Source organism: Vibrio sp. D420a, assembly GCF_030248625.1.
Classification (GTDB): domain Bacteria; phylum Pseudomonadota; class Gammaproteobacteria; order Enterobacterales; family Vibrionaceae; genus Vibrio; species Vibrio fortis_A.
The window spans coordinates 42,571-60,338 of record NZ_JAHGAN010000005.1 but is presented as its reverse complement, the minus strand read 5'-3'; the positions used below and the strand labels follow the sequence as shown (position 1 = coordinate 60,338).

Genomic DNA, 17,768 nt, shown 5'->3' with positions numbered 1-17,768 from the left:
ACGATGTTTAAAATAAAAATCAACGACGATATTTCTATTGCACTAGTACAAGAAAGCTTTGCTTCTCATTATGCAGAGCTGGTATCAGCACAAACTGAATATTTAAGCCAATGGCTAGCTTGGCCACCTCATTGTAAAACTGAACAAGACTTTCGTATATTTATCCAACGCTCACTCCACGACTATGCCGAGGGGAAAAGCATGACTTGCGCGATTGTTTATCAAGATAACATCGTCGGAAATTGTAGCTTCAACACGATCTGCCACAATCTAAAAAAGGTAACGATAGGTTATTGGCTATCTGAGCCTCAACAAGGGAAAGGCATTGTCACGCAAGTCGTCCGCAAGCTCACTCAGATAGCGTTTGACGAGTTAGATATGGAGAAAGTGGAGATCTCAGCAGCGGTCGAAAACACGGCAAGCCGAGCAGTTTGTGAACGACTTGGCTGTAAGCTTGAGGGAATCATTACTCGAGGCGAAAACTTAAATGGACGAATTGTCGACCATGCTATTTACGGTTTAACGCGCAAATAATAAACAAGCTTGCATAATTAGAGTATGAGGAAAGGGGAAATATTTACCCCTCCTTTTTTGTCATTGAGATTGAAATATTTATTCCGAGCGAAAAAACTGGCATTTAAACGTATAAAATAAACTCAAAAAACACTTACGAGAACATTTATTTTGAATATTAACTCTAAATCAGGAATTACTGTCTGCCTTACGTTTAGGAACAATAATAATAAACTTTGCTCCGCCATAAACGCTGTCCTCTAATTTAAGCTGCCATCGCATTTTTTTCGCCGCAGCATTGGCTATTGCCAATCCTAGACCAAAACCTCCTGTTTTTGCGGTTCGACTTTGGTCAAGACGCGCAAAAGGCAACAAGACTTCATCGCGTTTATCTTCTGGAATTCCGTCACCATTATCTTCGATTTGTATCAGCCAGCTCTCGGAGTTCTCATCCAGCGTCACCCAAACTTTATCACGCGTATAATTCCCCGCATTTTTTAGAATATTGTCCAGCACCAGTCGCGCCATAGTGCAGTCGCATTTGGTTGCAAAGCTATTGATAACCAACGACTCAAACTCAACATTCTCGATCTTTGAATAGCGAATGCGATCCAAACAGTGGTCAACTAAGTCACAACTTGTGGTTATCAAATCGAAGTACGCGCTGTCGATAACGTTCAGCTTAGAGAGCATAATAATTTCAGAAGTAAGCTGGTCGATATCGCCAATATAGCCGTCGATATCATCGAACAGAACTTGCTGTTCAGCCGACGCTCCCCTGCGTAATAGATCGGTCGCGAGTTGAATCCGACTCAATGGCGTTCGAACTTCATGAGGAATGGCTTGAGCAAATATATGATTCTGCTTTACCTTACTCTCGATCTCCTCCGCCATCAGATTAAAACTGTTAGCTAATTCTGACACGGGATGAATATCATCCATATCAGAGCGAGTACTGAGTCTACCTCGGCCAAATTGCTGCTGCTTTTCCACCAACAACTCTATCCGCTCTTGAAAGCGGCGCACTGGTAGATAGATGCTCGCCCCAATCGCGATAATGACAGCAATGAGCAATGCAATCAGAAAGTGTCTCTCAGAATCTTCATACCACTCTATACTAGGTGAGAAAAACTCACCAACCTCACTAAACACAAAGCTGTACTTAGAATTTGGAAGCTGAAATACCGCCGAGTAGAGATTGCGATCGCTGAGGTAAATGGGAACACCGTTCAGTGTCGTGAAGTGAGTACAGTCCGAACATGGAGCTTGGCTATCCCAGTTTTCAATAAGTCGAAGATTAAAAATGTAGAACTGCTGATAGCCTGTTTTGTCTAGCTCTCTGTATAGTGATGTCGGATGGTTGCGTTGATGAATATACTGCTCAACAAAATAGGTTCCGTCGTTGAGAAACGTTTCAATCTCTGTACGACGCATGTGCCCTTCACCTAAACTGAGAAACAGATAGATCGTTGCGATCATCCCCGTCACAATCCCAATATAGAGCCGCGCAAACATCGAAATATTTCTTAGCTTGCGTATTACATCTTTACGAAACAAGCATGTACCCCTTGTTTCTTACCGTCCTAATCAGTTGTTTGTCCTTTGCGTGGTTACGCAGCTTACGGCGTAAACCAGAGATTCGCATATCGATCGAGCGATCGTTGAACGCATAGTCAATACCACGGAAAAGCTGGCAACATTGATCTCGCGTGACCACTTCCCCAAGGTTATTCACTAATAAATTTAGGATCTCGAACTCAGCAGAAGTGAGCTGCAAGTCCTGACCATAAAGAGTCGCACTTTGAATTGTTGTATTGACCACAATATCGCATGTCTTCTCTTCATTGCTCTCTAATGGAGAACTAGACGACGCACGGCGCAATAACGCTTCGATTCGAGCCAACAAAGCATGGCCTCGAATCGGCTTTGTTACATAGTCATCTGCACCAAACTTAAACAAGCTTACCTCGCTCATTTCGTCAGCCGATGCTGTCAATACGAGAATAATACCATTGTAAAACTCACGAGCCTGTCGACAAATTTGTGCGCCACTTAGCCCTGGTAGCATCAAATCTAAAAGCACTAAATCTGGCTCGACATCTCGAATAGCTTGTACCGCCAAGTTACCTTGATCGACAACCTCTACCTCATAGCCTTCAGCTTCTAGATAAAGTGTAGTTAGACGCGCAATCTCTTGGTCATCTTCGATTATGAGCACTTTCGCTTTTGACATTCCTATCACCAGTATTTATAAATGCGCGGGCAGTATATAGACTGAGAATACATCATCAATACTGTAACCGAACTCATCATTTTACAGTATGCAAAACAATGTATTCATCTCTGTACACCTATATTTACGATTTCGCGTGCGAAATGCACCCTGTTGCGCCTTTACTAATATCCTTTAAATGTTATTCATAAAACTGACATCATAGTAACGTGCTCGCCTTACATCTCCTTTATTTTCTTACCCTCTCTTACATAACGATCATTTACAGCAAGCCAAAAGTTCATTCATTCTACCAAGGGCATTTATGCCCTATATATTACTAACATAAATGTAATTAACAGTTGTAATAACTACTGAGTCAACATGAGAATGTAACGAAAACGATTACCCAGAAGCCTTGGCAGTGGAATCAACCTCACAACTCGATTCGCCCTATGTTTTTAATCTCATTGATTGAGTAGTATTAGCGCCAGTTACCTATTCACCAAAACCATAAATGGAATGATATTTCCTATGAACAAAAAATACTTTGCTGCATTGCTTGTTACTGGATCACTCTCTCTCGGTTCAGCGATGGCTGCACAAACAGATGAGACAGCTCAACTGGTTGAGAAACAAGTGTTATCTTGGATGAACGTAGAGGTTGTAAAACAGAGCAGCATTATTCAGAAGATGGTTTTTGACTGCCAGTTTTACAGTGCAACGCCGGTACTCAAATCACCAGATGGCAGCGAAAGCAGTTTTGGACGTTATCAATTTTACTCCCATGACGGTGTGTTGGGTTCAATGACTGAACCATACACCACACAGCCTCTCCCTGAGTTACAACTGTGTATCAAGAGCGGCTTCCAGGTGACTAACCAAGACCAGGCTCAACTTCTGTTTGAAGCGATCGAAACCGTTTATCCAAATGATTCCATGTTCGACCAAAACTACGCGAAAGAGATCATTAAAAAAGAGAAGGAATGGCACCTTATTGATGGAGAGATTTTTGATGACAAGAAGGGCTACGTTATCAAGGTCAATGACAAGGGCCACGTTACCAAAGTGATTCGTTCACTAAACCTATAAAGCAGTACTGAACCCGTGTAGCAATCCCATACGATTGCTACAGCCTCTTCACTTCATCCATTAAGCCTTGATATATGCAAAGTTATTTACCATTCGAGCATCTAAAATGCCCTATTTGGGTATACGACATCGACAATAAATTGATCGTTTGGGCGAATAGCAGCGCACTGCCACTTTGGGAAGCCGATTCAATTAAAGAGCTCACTTCACGCGATCTTGGAAAAGAGATGTCTGAAGCTATTGAGGCAACACTCGAAGAGTACCAACGGCAATTCCATCTCAATCAGACCATCAAAACTTGGTGGAACTTTACTCCCAAGCACATCGCTAAGCGGGCGCTGTGTCAATTTTCAGGAATTCCTCTGCCAGATGGACGCACTGGTATGCTGGTTCAGGTAGTGGCTGAAGAAAACAGCTTAAAGCATGACTTGGCTTGCTCAGACGGGTCGAACCTTTCTTTATTATTCGATAAAACCGGCGAGATATTAAGTGTTAATACGGCTTTCTACCAAAGCTATGGCAAACCATTTACTCAACTGATCGACTTTCTCGGAGACGAGGAGACTGTCGACCTATGGCTTTTCTCCGCCATGCGTGGGCAAGAGATCCTAGAAGAAGTGAGTTGTCAGATTGGCGACAAAACCCATTACTTTGATGTACAAGGTAAATGGTTGTTCGACAAGAATCAGCTGCTACTCAATCTAACCTGTATCACACGCCAAAAAGAGCGTCTGTTATTAGCCAAATACAACGCCGAGCATGATTGCCTGACAGAACTCTATAACCGCCGAGGTATCACAAACCTATTGCAGACGAGCATTGAGTACCGCTCCCCATTTGAACTGATGTTTGTCGACCTAGACGGCTTTAAGCTAGTTAACGACACCTATGGGCACAATGTTGGTGACCAACTCCTTAAACAAGTAGGGATAAGACTAAAAGAGTTGGTTGATGATACGTGTATGATTGGCCGCTTTGGTGGTGACGAGTTCATCGTCATTGCTCACACTTGTCGAAATCAAAATATCCCACTACTTTGTTCCCGCATCATCAATGCGCTTAACAAGAGCTTTCACATCGCGGGTATCGGTTCCCTATCGGTAGGATGCAGTATTGGTACGGCACACTTTCCCGACAACGCCATGGATCAAGAGTCATTACTTAAACAAGCTGGAATGGCGATGCACATGGCAAAGGCAAATGGCCGTAATCGCTTCCAAACCTTCACTCCGGATCTTGCCAAAGCACTGCATCGAAAGGTCAATATTCGACATCGACTTGCAGGAGCAATCGAGAACGACGATTTAAAACTGCATTACCAGCCGATCATTCACAGTGATAGCAATAAAATAAAAGGCTTTGAGGCATTACTTCGTTGGAAAGACCATGAACTGGGTGAAATCGCTCCGCGAGAATTTATCAGCTTAGCCGAAGAGACGGGTCAAATCGTTCCGCTTGGGCGATGGGTATTGAATGCTGCTCTTAAACAACTGGCGACATGGCATAAAAAGTACGGCCCTGAGCTCACTTTGAGTATCAATATTTCTGGCAAACAGATTCATTCAGCATTTGCCGACCAACTGTCTGCAATGCTCAAGTTCTATCAGCTACCAGCAAACAAAGTAGCACTTGAGATCACGGAGTCTTCGATGATCTTCAAACATGGTGAAGTCGAACAAGCGCTTTACGACATTGCGGCCCTTGGGGTCGAGTTACACTTGGATGACTTTGGCACTGGCTACTCCTCTCTGTCGATGCTCCATGACTTGCCCATCAGTACCGTAAAGCTAGATAAGAGTTTTGTTCACGGCTCACATCAAGGAAGCAAAGCCATTGTAAAAGCGACACATGCCATTTGTGAAAAGCTAGAGCTCAAAGTGGTGGCGGAAGGTGTGGAAACAGAAAGCCAAAAACAGTTTCTTATGAATTGTGGCTACCAATACTTTCAGGGATTTCTATTTAGCAAACCAATTCACCCAGATGAGGTCGAAGAGTACTTTTTAAGTCCGACTTACCATTAATGATTTAATCAACAATATCAGATAGTTAACAAAACCACTCGCTTACACGGGCTTACATTGTACAAGCTTACAAGCCAGTTGATTAACTTACTGTTTTTATTGATTTTTGTTGGCATGAAGAGAGGTGTCATCATTTAGTTCTTCGTCAGGTACCTATTTTGTCTATGCCGCTTAGTTTAACCTCGGACTTTAACGGGGCTTTCGTACATTAAAGCCATTTCTGCTACCACATGATACAGAGATACTATGCCTAAAAAATCCGGTTTCACTGTCCTCGAACTTATCGTCTGCTTGGTCATCATCTCTGTCATCGCAACGACAGCTATGGTGAAGTTTATGGAGATCCAAGCAGATGCTCGTGCTAACAAGATCCACGACATTGCAGCTAACCTACGCAATGGCATTGACGTTATCTATGCGAAATCTGTTCTTGCAGGCGTAGAAAAAGAGTGTAATTACACAATCAAAACAGAAGTAGAATCCTATTTTGTTTGTCATGGCTACCCAATTGCTTATATGGATTCATTACGAAGGTTAATGAATATCGACTCTAGCGAGTTAAAAGTGATCAATAAAGATAATTTCCCAGGAAAGCCTGAAGAAGAGAGGCGTGCCGCCATTACTTTTCATATGTATGAACACACTTATGAACCCCAAGGTAATTATTGCCAAGTACTCTACCAACCAGAGGAAGAGCCTCAAGTCGTTGTTTTAGATAGCGCTTGTTAAACTTTGACTAGACAACAATTGATGATGGCACATAATAATATTAATTGATTTAATCCTATGATGTGCCATCAATCCTCTAGCATAATTAGTTCATTATCGATTAACATTCAGTGCCAATATTAATCCTAAAAAATACCAAACACTTCGACTCATATCCAAAACTGGATGTAAATTTATAACCAAGTCATAATGAATTCATAACCATAACGGTGATTATTAGTAGATACAAAATTATGTATATTTACATTCTATTTTCGTTAAATATTTAGGCATTCTCCACTACTTCATTTTTAGATGTGTATTAATAAGCGTTTTATTTATAGATTATATTATTACTTGTGCAACCTAGCAGTCGCCAAACTCAGCTACCACCTATATAACACACCAAACCAATAAACATTTATTATATTAGCAACCACTAAATAAGAAGCAACTAACTGGGACAAAATTACCCATATTTTGCCAATATCAAATGGATAAATACCAAAACAAATGGATTTATCCCCTTTCTAACTTGTAAAACTTCTTGATTGATTTATAAATTCCACTTTTGAATGAACATCTCGAGAATCCCTCATTGCCGCCCAAATTCTGCGATTAATATCAAAGTATTGAGAGAAATGGTGACGTTTTGTCGACGTTATTTACAGAGAAGTATGGGCTAAATGAGTAGGAACAATTGATTATTAACACAATAATTATAACAACTATCATTTAGGAGTTAAGCTATGCACTGTTCTCTGAATATATATAGCGAAAGGGAAATATTACAGCTAATTTACAACGAAGAAAAAATATATATCAAAAAGAGCAACTGCAAGATATCTGAGGAAACGCTAAATAGTAAAGAGAGCTTTGTAATAAAGTACTTAATTGATAATTCTTCAATATCAAATCCAAAGTCAGCAAGAGAGGTTGAAGAATCATTCAAATCACATTTTAATGAAGAGTTTAGCCTCTATGCGCTAAAAAACACCATTGCATCAGTCAGAAAGAAATATCGTAACCTGTTAAAAAAGGCAGGTATCGATTCTCAAAGCGAACTCATTTCTAACCTTTATAAAGTGGGATATTTTATTGACCTTGATAAAGCTCCCATTAATCAAGAACAATCAAGGCTAGATATCAACCAATTCAAACCTAGTTATATCACCGTGCTAAAAATGTTGGCCCGCACTTACTATAAAGAGTGGTTTAAAGGCACTGTTATCGTTCTCTCTACGTCATCGTTAATCTTGTTCGTTGTCTACTTTTTCCAAATCCTTTACACAACCAAGATTGCCGATCAGTTTAGTGAAAACACTAAGATTGTGACCGAAGAGCTTAAGAATTATGGGTGCAACAACGATGATGCCGTCTATGCGTTGAGACACTCACTCAATCTCGATTCAGCGGTGATGACAACCCCTGATGGCTCCTGCTACATATCGACGACTCGCTCTAAATCAGTGAACCCCGATAACATCGGCGAATTTTATGACAGCTTAGATTTTACCTATTCCGGGTTTACCTATCCCAAGGAAAACATATTCCTCACGGTACGCATTCCAAAGCGATCGATTGAAGCACGATACCGAAACTCATTAATGCCACTGTTCGTCGATTCAGTATCCATTCAAAAGCATGGCAATATTATCCTTCATAACAATGAGAACCATCCACCTCTTTACGAGCACTCGCTCGCAACGGGCGCAACCATTAGCTTCTATAGCCATAACATCACTTGGATTTGGTTAACGCTGACGCTCTTGTTTACGGTGTTACTTTACCATCGATACATTGTAGGCGTGGTTGTATACATGTTGCGTTGGAGAAGGATCTCATTCGAGGAAGAGCCGATCATAAACACTGAGGATAATAGTGTCCTTTATTACGAGCTGCTCTCTCGAGTACGCTCTGTTAGCGTTTTGGATTTCATCAACGCAATGCGCCGCTCAAATCTACTGACCTTCCACACGATTCTAATGATTGAGGCAGTCAGAGTCGCAAAGAGCAACAATAGTCATGACAAATATGGCGTGAACATTTGCCCAAGTACGTTAGTCGGCGCTAACTTCGATAAAATTGAGCCCCACTTAGCAGCCATGGAAGCCAACGAATTTGTCGCTGAAATCACTGAGTATTCGAACATTGGTTATGGTGGCGAAGTGATAGACAACATCAAGGCGATCAAAAAGCTCGGGATCACTATTGCGTTAGATGACTTCGGAACAGGAAACAACAATATCGAGATCATCAGTGCAATCTCACCAACCTATCTCAAGCTGGATCGCTGTTTTGTAAAAGACATTGAGTCTGGGGAGTACCATCAAGGTGTGTTACTTAACATCTCAGAGATCGGGCGTCTCTCCAAAATGACGATGATTTACGAAGGTGTCGAAACGCGTAGGCAACAATATATCCTGTGTCAGCTCGGCTATAACCTGCATCAAGGTTACCTATACAGCCGGCCTCAACGTGCTGCCGATTAGCCCTGAGAATGGCTACACATAAGCTTCAGCGTGCTCACTATCATAGTGAGTGCGCTCAGCTATGTTAGGAAAATAGGTCGCAATTAAGCCTGCTACAGAGAGTGGCTTATCGAAATAAAACCCCTGTAACAGATCGCATTCATATTGTTGAAGTTTCGCCATTTGTTCATCAGTCTCAACCCCCTCAGCAACGACTTTCATCTGGCATGAATTGCCAATATCGATAATCGCTCTAACCAAGGTTGCGCTGTGTTGACTGGTATTCAATTTACGGATGAAGGAACGGTCTATTTTAATCTCACTGACTGGTAAAGAATTAAGGTAATTCAGGGAAGAGAAGCCCGTACCAAAATCGTCCAGAGAAATACCAAACCCAATGTCTCTAAGCTGTCTCAGTACAGGCTCCACGACATGCAGATCTTTAATCAAGATATTCTCTGTGATCTCCAGTGTCACGCGACTGGCACAAAGCCCGGTTTCACTCACTAAGAGCTTAACTCGGTCTGCGAACCCACTATCGAGAATCTGTTTAGGAGAAACGTTAACAGAAACACCGATCGCGTCTCTTCCATTTGGCATAAACGTGAGTGTGTCCTCACACGCCTGTTTTAGAACATATTCCCCCAACTCTTGAATCAAACCAAGACGTTCAGCAGCGGGAATAAAGTCCATTGGTGATACAAACCCAAGTTCTGCGTTGTTCCAACGACACAGCGCTTCGATGCCTTTGACTTTTTGAGTTTGGGAATCAACTTGAGGCTGATACACCACACTTATCTCTCGGTTATCTAACGCGAGCTTAAGCTGCTCCTCTACTTGGAAGTCATAGATGACCTTTTTGTTGATGGCCTCGTCATAAAATACAGATTCACCTTTTCGACTCTCTTTGGCTTTGTAGAGCACGATATCTGCTTTGGTTAGCAATTCATCCACTTCAAGTCCGTCATAGGGGTACATGGCAACACCTGCAGAACACTGGGTCGTCACCGAAACGCCGTGCAGATTAAACGCTTTATCAAACACGCTCTGTATCTGTTTTACTTTTGCTTGAGCCTGCGCCAGCTTGTCGAGCTCTGGAAGGCAGAAAACAAACTCATCCCCACCAAAGCGAGATACGATATCGTGTTCATCAAGACACAACTCAAAGCGCTCGCTGATCTGCTTGAGGAGTTCATCACCGTAGCCATGCCCGTATTGATCATTGATACGCTTGAAGTCATCGAGATCAACGAACACCACCGCAACCAACTTACCCTGGAGTTTAGACTTAGCGATTGCCCGATTCACTTGTCGCTCCAACTCGGTGCGGTTTGGTAATGCGGTCAAAGAATCATGCCTCGCCATATGCTGCAGTCGACGCCGGCTATTTTTCAGTCGATTGAAATCTTCCGCGATGCGCTGTTCCATCTGCTTGAAGCGCAGTGAAATTTTGCGACTCACCAAAGCACTCAAGAAGATACATGCCAACGTTGCTAGTACACTGAACACCAATACCAAACCGAACTCGTTTCGTGATTCAATCAGTAGCTCTTCTTTTCGTTTCTCAATCGACGTTTGGACTTTATTAAGATAAATACCGGTACCTATGATCCAATCCCAACCGTCAATTCGCTTAACAAAGCTGGTTTTAGGCCCAAGTACGCCATCACTGTCTTTGGTGATGTAATCAACAAAGCCACCTGACGCAGGCTGACTCAAAACTTGGTTTTTAAAGCTCTCACCAATCTCTTGGTATAGATTCTGTCCGCTACCGACTAGTATCTGATTGTGGCGCAGCAGTGTGTCTCCGTTCTCCTCGAATACGAACAGATAGCCATTGTCACCGATGGTCACATTGGAAAGAATATCCAAAATGCGTTGGTAACTGGTTGCTTTAACTTGATCTAAATAAACCCCTGTCCCAAAGAACCAGCCATAAGGCTCAAATCGGCGAATATGACTCAGTTTTTCAAACTCTTCATCACCATATCCAGGTCGATTAAATTTATAGCGCATATATGCACTGGAGTTTTCTCTCATCAAGGCCACTTGCTCAGCGACCACATACTGCCCTTCACCGTTACTGACATTGAGCCTGTTAGTACTTTCAAATTCAGGCATAAGAGGGTGAACAAGAGCCGTCCCTTGCATGTCATAGACGTAGATGTAGCTCTGTTTGTTAGCAAAGCTCATACGTCGTATCTCATTGAGAATCATCACCTTGAGCTCAGGGTTAGAGAGATGCTGATTCGATGAGTAGATGTTTTGAGCAACCGTATAGGCACGATCGATTCGCCTTTTTAACGCTTTCATCGATTCAGCTTCGGCCACGTGTTGCGTCTTCTCTATCTGTTGTGACACTTGCTTGACTTGAGCTTCAATCAGTCGTTTCTGCGCAGCTATGTAATCCATACGCACTAAATCTACCAATGCTCGAACCTTACGATCGACACCAGTCATCATGATCAAGTTAAGTATGATCGCAGAAGAAATAATGACCACGATCGGCAAATACTTGGTAAACCAAACCAGCTTTTTGTCATTGATGTGCAGCATTCAGAGACTTACAAAGTTATTAGTACGGGATACCATATGGTCTCATTATTTTTACTGAACATCCACCCCTAAAAATAAAAAAATAGATATGATTTATAAAAAACAGTTGATTATTTTGATAACAAGTTTAGTGTTATACACATGTATATCACCATACAGAAAGCGATATGACAGATTGGAAAGATGACCAACCTATCTTCCGACAACTGGCTAGCAAAATCACAGAGCAGATCATGCAGGGAGTATGGAGAGATCAACAAGCACTACCGTCAGTAAGAACGATAGCGGCCGATCTCAAAATCAACCACCTTACTGTGATGAAGAGCTATCAGTTATTAGTGGACGACGGATTAGTCGAAAAGAGACGCGGACAAGGAATGTTTGTCGCACTGGGAGCAGAGACAAAATTAAAGCAGAACGCTTACAGCGACTTTGTCGCCCACACAGTGCCCGAGATTGCAAACACACTAAAGAATATAGATATGAGCATCGATGAGCTTGTCTCTTTGTTAGAACAACACACAAAGGAAAAGTCATGAAGACATTACTTTCCGCTAAGAACGTCACCAAACGCTATGCCAATGACACTGGGATAGAAGAAATCAGTTTTGAGCTCAAAGCCGGACAAGTCTTAGGACTGTTGGGGCACAACGGTGCTGGTAAATCGACTTTAATCAAATCGCTGCTCGGTGGGCACCGCTACCAAGGTGAGATTGATATCAATGGTTGCCACCCTATCGAACAGCACGCCGAGCTGATGCAGCACCTCTCTTACATCTCTGATGTTAACGTGCTCCCAGAATGGATGAGCGTTAAACAGTTACTCAGGTACACTGCCGGCGTTCACCCAAGTTTCGATCGTTCACGCGCCGAGCGACTACTGAGTAGCACCGACATCAAACTCACATCTAAGATCAAACAGCTTTCTAAAGGAATGAAGGCACAACTTCACCTTTCTATCATTATCGCCACCGACACTAAGGTGCTGATCCTCGATGAGCCGACACTAGGACTTGATCTTATCTATCGAGATACCTTCTACCGCCATCTACTAGAGTGGTTCCATGATGGTGAGCGAGCCCTAATTATTGCCAGTCACGAAGTCTCTGAGATTGAACACCTGCTGACCGATGTATTGATCATTAAGCAGGGCAAACCTGTTCTGTACAAAACTATGGAACAAGTTGAGAACGACTACTTCATTCTTGATGCGTCAAATGAACACAGCGCAACCATTGCACAATTCAAGCCTCTCAGCTCGCAAGCTAGTCTTGGTAGCACCAAATGGCTTCTCGAGAGTCAATACAAACCTCAAACTGAAGAGTTTGGCAAAAGATTCAATGTCGGTTTATCAGACCTTTTCCTTGCAACACAGAAGGAGGCTATTTAAATGCACCCTAGCGTTTACATGATCGAAAAAGAGCTCATCGAACATAAGGTGATCATACGTCTCCCTTTGTTCATTGCTCTTTGTGGCTTAGTGCTTGGCGTAGGCTTAATATTCAATAACCAAGCTCAACATAATTTCTTCTTTCAAATGGAGGTCAACGGCGATATTAGCGAAATCCATCAAGAGATCGCACGCGACCTTAACTCTCTGATCTTCGCTATTGCAGGAACCGTGTCTCTGCTCTTAACAACACTGTTTCTACCTAAAACACTGCGAAAAGAGCGCCAAGAAGGCAGTTCGATGTTTTGGCGTAGTATGCCTGTATCAAACCATCTGACTCATGCAGTAAAACTCGCTGTAGGTTTGGTCATTATTCCGCTAATTTGTGCCCTATTGGTCTTGTTTACTGATGTGATACTGTGGTTGATTCAAACATTCAGTGATAAACAGTTAGCGCTCTTGGTTGAACAGCAATCAATCTTCTATGTACTCACTAACTGGCTAGCTTTCCTAGCAAGAATGCTATTGGTGTCGATTGTTCTACTGCCTTTAGCCATGGTGACATTAGCTGTTTCACAAGTCGTAAACTCACCATTACTGGTTATGTTTATTGGCGGCTACGCAATCAAGTGGTTGTCACTGAGCCTATTTTCTAGCGATTGGATAAGCAAGTTCTTAGCGCTCGTTGTCTCGCTACCCATTAATGTGTTGTTCGAGCCCAACCCATTCCGCGCGCTTGTAGAAGCACCAGTACTCTCATTGGTCGTCTATATTGCGATTGGGGTGCTGGCCTACTTAACCAGTATAAGACTGAACCGAACTGAGGATGTGACGTGGAGAAACCTCTTTCAACGTTAACGCATCATTAAATTACTAATACCTAGCCTCTGCAATACAGGGGCTTTTTTTGCTTTTGATTAAACTGAGGTATTGGGTTGAAAGACCTTTGGAGTCGTAAAAAAGATAATCGCTAAAGGGGGATAATCGAGCTGGCAGTGTTGAATCTTTATGGAGATTTACCAGCTCTGGGTTGGTTATGTGCTTAGGTCACGAGTCGCCTATCTGCGCACAAGGGGGAAATGCCAATAAGGCTAATTTAAGCTGTCATTAACAAGCTTATTTTTTTGAAGCTTCTTTCGCTGTGTCTTTCCAGTACTGAATACGAACGCGATGAAGCTGTGCTCTTCTCATTTTTTTCATAAGGGTTATATCCTTTCCGTTTGACTGCTCTTCATGAGCCTTTTTATTTGCCAACTATTCGAATCTAACTGTGTTTCATGGCCAGATCAACGATACACATCACAAAATATAAAGAGTAGCGAGTACCTGTTGCACCAAAACATGACACTGTTATCAACTATAGCTCAGTTCATTCCTTTGAGCTAAGTTTCATATCTAACACTAAATTCTCTGAGTGACAAATATATTTCAAACTCAATACGATTTAATGAAACCAGAATTGACCTTGATCTCCTTTTTACTTCGAATTCGCAAGGCAAGTCGCATAACTTAGCTATATCATTGCTATGTAAGGGATTTATCGGCTTAATCACGTATCAACATCAACTTTAATAAGTCTCCTACGTTTTCGAATACCCTAGGATATGCCGATGAAAAAGCCTCTATTGTTAGCCTTAACCGCTGGTTTTATTCTATTTGTCGCTATAGGACAGCAAGTAGGTTGGTTCAAATCTGGAAATTCAGAGCCCTTCCCGAAGTTCCCAGAGACACCAAGTTACAGTGTCACTAAAAGCTTCGATGGAGAATGGGTTGGTAGACGAATAAACACCACTAACAACAACCTTTGCGAGCGCACTACCATCACTGGCCGTATTGAGAATGGCAAAGCCACATTGCGCCTCACCTACAATGGCACGTCACTTAAAGGCTGGGTTGCCGAAGATACACACATACTCACCTTGTATGCTAATAACAAGCAATGGGACTATCGCTTTTCAGGAAAAGTCTCTGCTGATAAGGTGACAGGTGATTGGTATCTCACTAACGGCCCGTGTCGAGGCCATTGGTATTTAGAACGCGTAACAGGGAAGAGTTAAGTGAATTATGTCTAAGATTGTTTTAACTGGGCACATTGAGGTTCCAACAGTTGACCTTGAAGCCGTGCTCACTGCGCTACCAATTCATAAAGCTCTGACTCACCAAGAACCAGGCTGCTTGATCTTCGAGGTCACTCAAGATCCACATATACCAAATAGATTCAGTGTTTACGAAGAGTTTGTTGATCAACAAGCTTTTGACACACACCAACAACGCGTTAAAAGCTCTGAATGGGGAAAAATCACTCACAGGGTTGAACGCCACTATCAAATCATTGGTAGCAGCTCATCATGAATGAGGTTGAGGTAAGTACTTTTGATATTTAAGCTAACTTCACGCGATCCTAAACTAACTTAACGCGATACAGCGGATTAGGCGCTTTGTTAACGAAATACTCCCAGATATGGTCATAGACAGCATGTTGATTTGGGAACGGCGCTAACTGTTTCGCTTCTTCCAGGGTGCACCAACGAAACTCTGTATGTTCTTCATTCAACTGCACATTTTGATTTGGTGGACATACTACGGCGAATACCGGAATCAGCTCAATAACGTTAACATAGTGCTCATAGAACTGCTCTAAGAACTGAGCGTTATACAAGGCTGTCACATCAATTTCTGTCTCTTCTTTGAACTCGCGTACAATCGCCTGCCAGCCCTTCTCACCGCTCTCAATAGAGCCCGCCACATGACACCAAAATCCCCCCTTCACACGTTTCATCAATAGCATTTTCATCTGGCCATCGATTTCAGAAAGAGCCACACCGGAAACAATCGAAGTATTTAGCGGAATCATAAGCTTACCTGTTCATATAAAACGCAGCAGCATATCACGTTCATTCCAACTTGTTACTACTTAAACAGCCAATGCAACAAAAATAACAGTGTTCTCATTGAACAAGTTTGAGGCGTGTATCGATAAAGAGTAGAATCGGCGGCCTAACATCGAACTCCTTGCGATTTCACTCATTAGATAAAAAGACTCACTATGCACTCATCGACTTCTTCGCACGCTTCAGAATTTCTACATACACCTGAAAACTGCTTTACCCGATTCAACCAATCGATTGAGTCATACACGCTTCCAGAACGCTTTACGTTTCCTTTTTACTACGAGCCCCACCCTCTTTGTGAACTGGCCTCAGAACAGCTTCAGGCTCATCTGGAAACACAGACCGATTGGCACCACGATTTCGGTCTAGAATCGGAAGAGGGCCGTGGCAAAATGTTTGGGGTGCTTATCGTTCGCAGCCCACAGGGTGAGATCGGCTACTTTTCTGCATTCTCTGGCAAGATCGCTGACCAAAACCTGTTGCCGCACTTCGTGCCACCAGTGTTTGATATGCTGAACAGCGAGAGCTTCTTCCATCAAGATACAGCCGACATGATGGCGGTAAATGCAAAATACAAAGCTCTGAAATCAGATGAGACCTACTTAGCACTGTGTGAGCAAATGGCGCAAAACAGAGCGCAAGCGGAACAAGAAAACGAAGCTCAGCGCCAACAGGTCATCGAAGGTCGTAAGGTTCGTAAACAACAGCGTGAACAAGGTAAACTAGAGCTTGATGAAACCGAATTTGAACAGCTAAGTGTTGAACTTGGTAAAGCGAGCGTTGCAGACAAGAACCAACAGAAGCACATTAAGCTAGCTTGGGAAAAACGTCTGGCTGAATTGCAATCGAAAATTGATGTCTATACCGAGCAACTGGATCAACTAAAAGAGCAACGCGCAACTATCTCTCATCAGTTGCAGCATAAGCTTTTCGCTCAATACGCGTTTCTAAATGCTGAAGGAAAAACGGAAGATCTAAACCATATCTTCGCGCCATTGACTAACCCAGTACCACCAGCCGGCTCTGGGGAGTGTGCTGCGCCTAAGATGCTGCAATACGCCTACCTACATGGTTATACACCATTGGCCATGGCCGAGTTTTGGTGGGGGCGCTCACCAAAATCAGAGGTGCGTAAACACAAGAAATACTACGCGTCTTGTCAAAGTAAATGTGTACCGATCTTGGGCCACATGATGAAAGGACTAGAAGTCGATCCAAATCCGTTACTCGAAAACCCAGCAGAGGGCAAAGAGCTCGATATTCTATTTCAAGATGAGCACATCGTTGTGGTGCACAAGCCATCTGGATTCTTGTCAGTACCGGGAAAAACCATTAAAGACTCTGCCTATACTCGCGTGCAGGAAATGCATCCCGATGTTGAAGGACCTTTCGTTATTCACCGATTGGACATGGCAACCTCGGGAATACTGGTTTTCGCACTCACTCGCCGAGCGAACAAGAGCCTACAAAAGCAGTTCATTACTCGCGAAGTTGAGAAGCGTTACGTCGCTCTGATTGAAGGTAACCTAGAGCAAGATGAGGGCTATATTCGTTTGCCGTTGCGCGGCGACCTTTACGATCGCCCACGTCAAATCGTCTGCTATGAGCATGGCAAGCCTGCAGAAACTAAATGGGAAGTGATTGAGCGTCGTGATGGCAAAACCAAGGTTTATCTCCACCCGAAAACAGGTCGTACTCATCAGTTGAGAGTGCACTGTTCTCATGAGGAAGGCTTGAATATGCCGATCGTCGGAGATGTTCTTTATGGGCATAAGGCGGACAGACTTCACCTTCACGCTGAGAAGCTGTGTTTGAGCCACCCAATTACCAATGAATGGATGACATTCCAATTCGATGCCGAATTCTAAGGGCTATCAAGAGTAAGCTGCGATCGCTAACTGCACTATTCTAAAG

The 17,768-nt window shown here is 42.8% G+C and carries 15 protein-coding genes; 11 read left to right on the top strand and 4 right to left on the bottom strand.

The window, feature by feature from the left end; genetic code table 11:
- Positions 1-3 precede the first annotated feature (3 nt).
- Complete coding sequence (locus KI743_RS05790) at positions 4-534, top strand: GNAT family N-acetyltransferase (protein WP_285465536.1); 531 nt, start codon at positions 4-6, stop codon at positions 532-534.
- 168 nt (positions 535-702) lie between these two features.
- Here KI743_RS05790 and KI743_RS05785 read toward each other — a convergent pair whose 3' ends face one another.
- Both KI743_RS05785 and KI743_RS05780 read right to left on the bottom strand, forming a co-directional pair.
- Positions 703-2,028 (bottom strand): HAMP domain-containing sensor histidine kinase, encoded by a 1,326-nt coding sequence (locus tag KI743_RS05785; protein WP_285465677.1) that lies wholly within the window; start codon positions 2,026-2,028, stop codon positions 703-705.
- Between the two features lie 31 nt (positions 2,029-2,059).
- Positions 2,060-2,746, bottom strand: a complete 687-nt coding sequence (locus tag KI743_RS05780; RefSeq protein WP_032550209.1) for a response regulator transcription factor — start codon at positions 2,744-2,746, stop codon at positions 2,060-2,062.
- A 513-nt stretch (positions 2,747-3,259) separates the two neighbouring features.
- On the opposite strand from KI743_RS05780, the gene KI743_RS05775 reads away from it, so the two are divergent.
- The 4 genes from KI743_RS05775 to KI743_RS05760 all read left to right on the top strand — a co-directional run bounded on the left by KI743_RS05775 (position 3,260) and on the right by KI743_RS05760 (position 9,038).
- Positions 3,260-3,817 (top strand): hypothetical protein, encoded by a 558-nt coding sequence (locus tag KI743_RS05775; RefSeq protein WP_285465535.1) that lies wholly within the window; start codon positions 3,260-3,262, stop codon positions 3,815-3,817.
- 74 nt (positions 3,818-3,891) lie between these two features.
- On the top strand, positions 3,892-5,838 hold the full coding sequence (locus KI743_RS05770; RefSeq protein ID WP_285465534.1) for a bifunctional diguanylate cyclase/phosphodiesterase: 1,947 nt from the start codon (positions 3,892-3,894) through the stop codon (positions 5,836-5,838).
- Positions 5,839-6,084: 246 nt separating this feature from the next.
- Positions 6,085-6,567: a type II secretion system protein gene (locus KI743_RS05765; RefSeq protein ID WP_032550206.1), complete on the top strand. Its 483-nt coding sequence runs from the start codon at positions 6,085-6,087 to the stop codon at positions 6,565-6,567.
- Positions 6,568-7,295: 728 nt separating this feature from the next.
- Positions 7,296-9,038 carry an EAL domain-containing protein gene (locus tag KI743_RS05760; protein ID WP_285465533.1) on the top strand — a complete coding sequence of 581 codons (1,743 nt, stop codon included), beginning with the start codon at positions 7,296-7,298 and terminating at the stop codon, positions 9,036-9,038.
- A 12-nt stretch (positions 9,039-9,050) separates the two neighbouring features.
- Here KI743_RS05760 and KI743_RS05755 read toward each other — a convergent pair whose 3' ends face one another.
- Positions 9,051-11,573: an EAL domain-containing protein gene (locus KI743_RS05755; RefSeq protein WP_285465532.1), complete on the bottom strand. Its 2,523-nt coding sequence runs from the start codon at positions 11,571-11,573 to the stop codon at positions 9,051-9,053.
- Positions 11,574-11,740: 167 nt separating this feature from the next.
- On the opposite strand from KI743_RS05755, the gene KI743_RS05750 reads away from it, so the two are divergent.
- The 5 genes from KI743_RS05750 to KI743_RS05730 all read left to right on the top strand — a co-directional run bounded on the left by KI743_RS05750 (position 11,741) and on the right by KI743_RS05730 (position 15,315).
- On the top strand, positions 11,741-12,112 hold the full coding sequence (locus KI743_RS05750) for a GntR family transcriptional regulator (RefSeq protein ID WP_150868603.1): 372 nt from the start codon (positions 11,741-11,743) through the stop codon (positions 12,110-12,112).
- Positions 12,109-12,963, top strand: a complete 855-nt coding sequence (locus tag KI743_RS05745) for an ABC transporter ATP-binding protein (protein WP_285465531.1) — start codon at positions 12,109-12,111, stop codon at positions 12,961-12,963. The genes KI743_RS05750 and KI743_RS05745 overlap by 4 nt, the downstream gene beginning before the upstream one ends.
- A complete protein-coding gene (locus tag KI743_RS05740; RefSeq protein WP_285465530.1) occupies positions 12,964-13,821 on the top strand; it encodes a hypothetical protein in 858 nt (285 codons plus the stop codon).
- 752 nt (positions 13,822-14,573) lie between these two features.
- Positions 14,574-15,020 carry a hypothetical protein gene (locus KI743_RS05735; RefSeq protein WP_285465529.1) on the top strand — a complete coding sequence of 149 codons (447 nt, stop codon included), beginning with the start codon at positions 14,574-14,576 and terminating at the stop codon, positions 15,018-15,020.
- 7 nt (positions 15,021-15,027) lie between these two features.
- Entirely contained in the window at positions 15,028-15,315 is a 288-nt protein-coding gene (locus tag KI743_RS05730; RefSeq protein WP_285465528.1) for a putative quinol monooxygenase, read from the top strand.
- 49 nt (positions 15,316-15,364) lie between these two features.
- On the opposite strand, the gene KI743_RS05725 is transcribed toward KI743_RS05730, so the two are convergent.
- A complete protein-coding gene (locus KI743_RS05725) occupies positions 15,365-15,817 on the bottom strand; it encodes an NUDIX pyrophosphatase (RefSeq protein WP_285465527.1) in 453 nt (150 codons plus the stop codon).
- 192 nt (positions 15,818-16,009) lie between these two features.
- Here KI743_RS05725 and KI743_RS05720 point away from each other — a divergent pair, with 192 nt between their 5' ends.
- Positions 16,010-17,722 (top strand): RluA family pseudouridine synthase, encoded by a 1,713-nt coding sequence (locus KI743_RS05720; RefSeq protein WP_285465526.1) that lies wholly within the window; start codon positions 16,010-16,012, stop codon positions 17,720-17,722.
- Positions 17,723-17,768 lie beyond the last annotated feature (46 nt).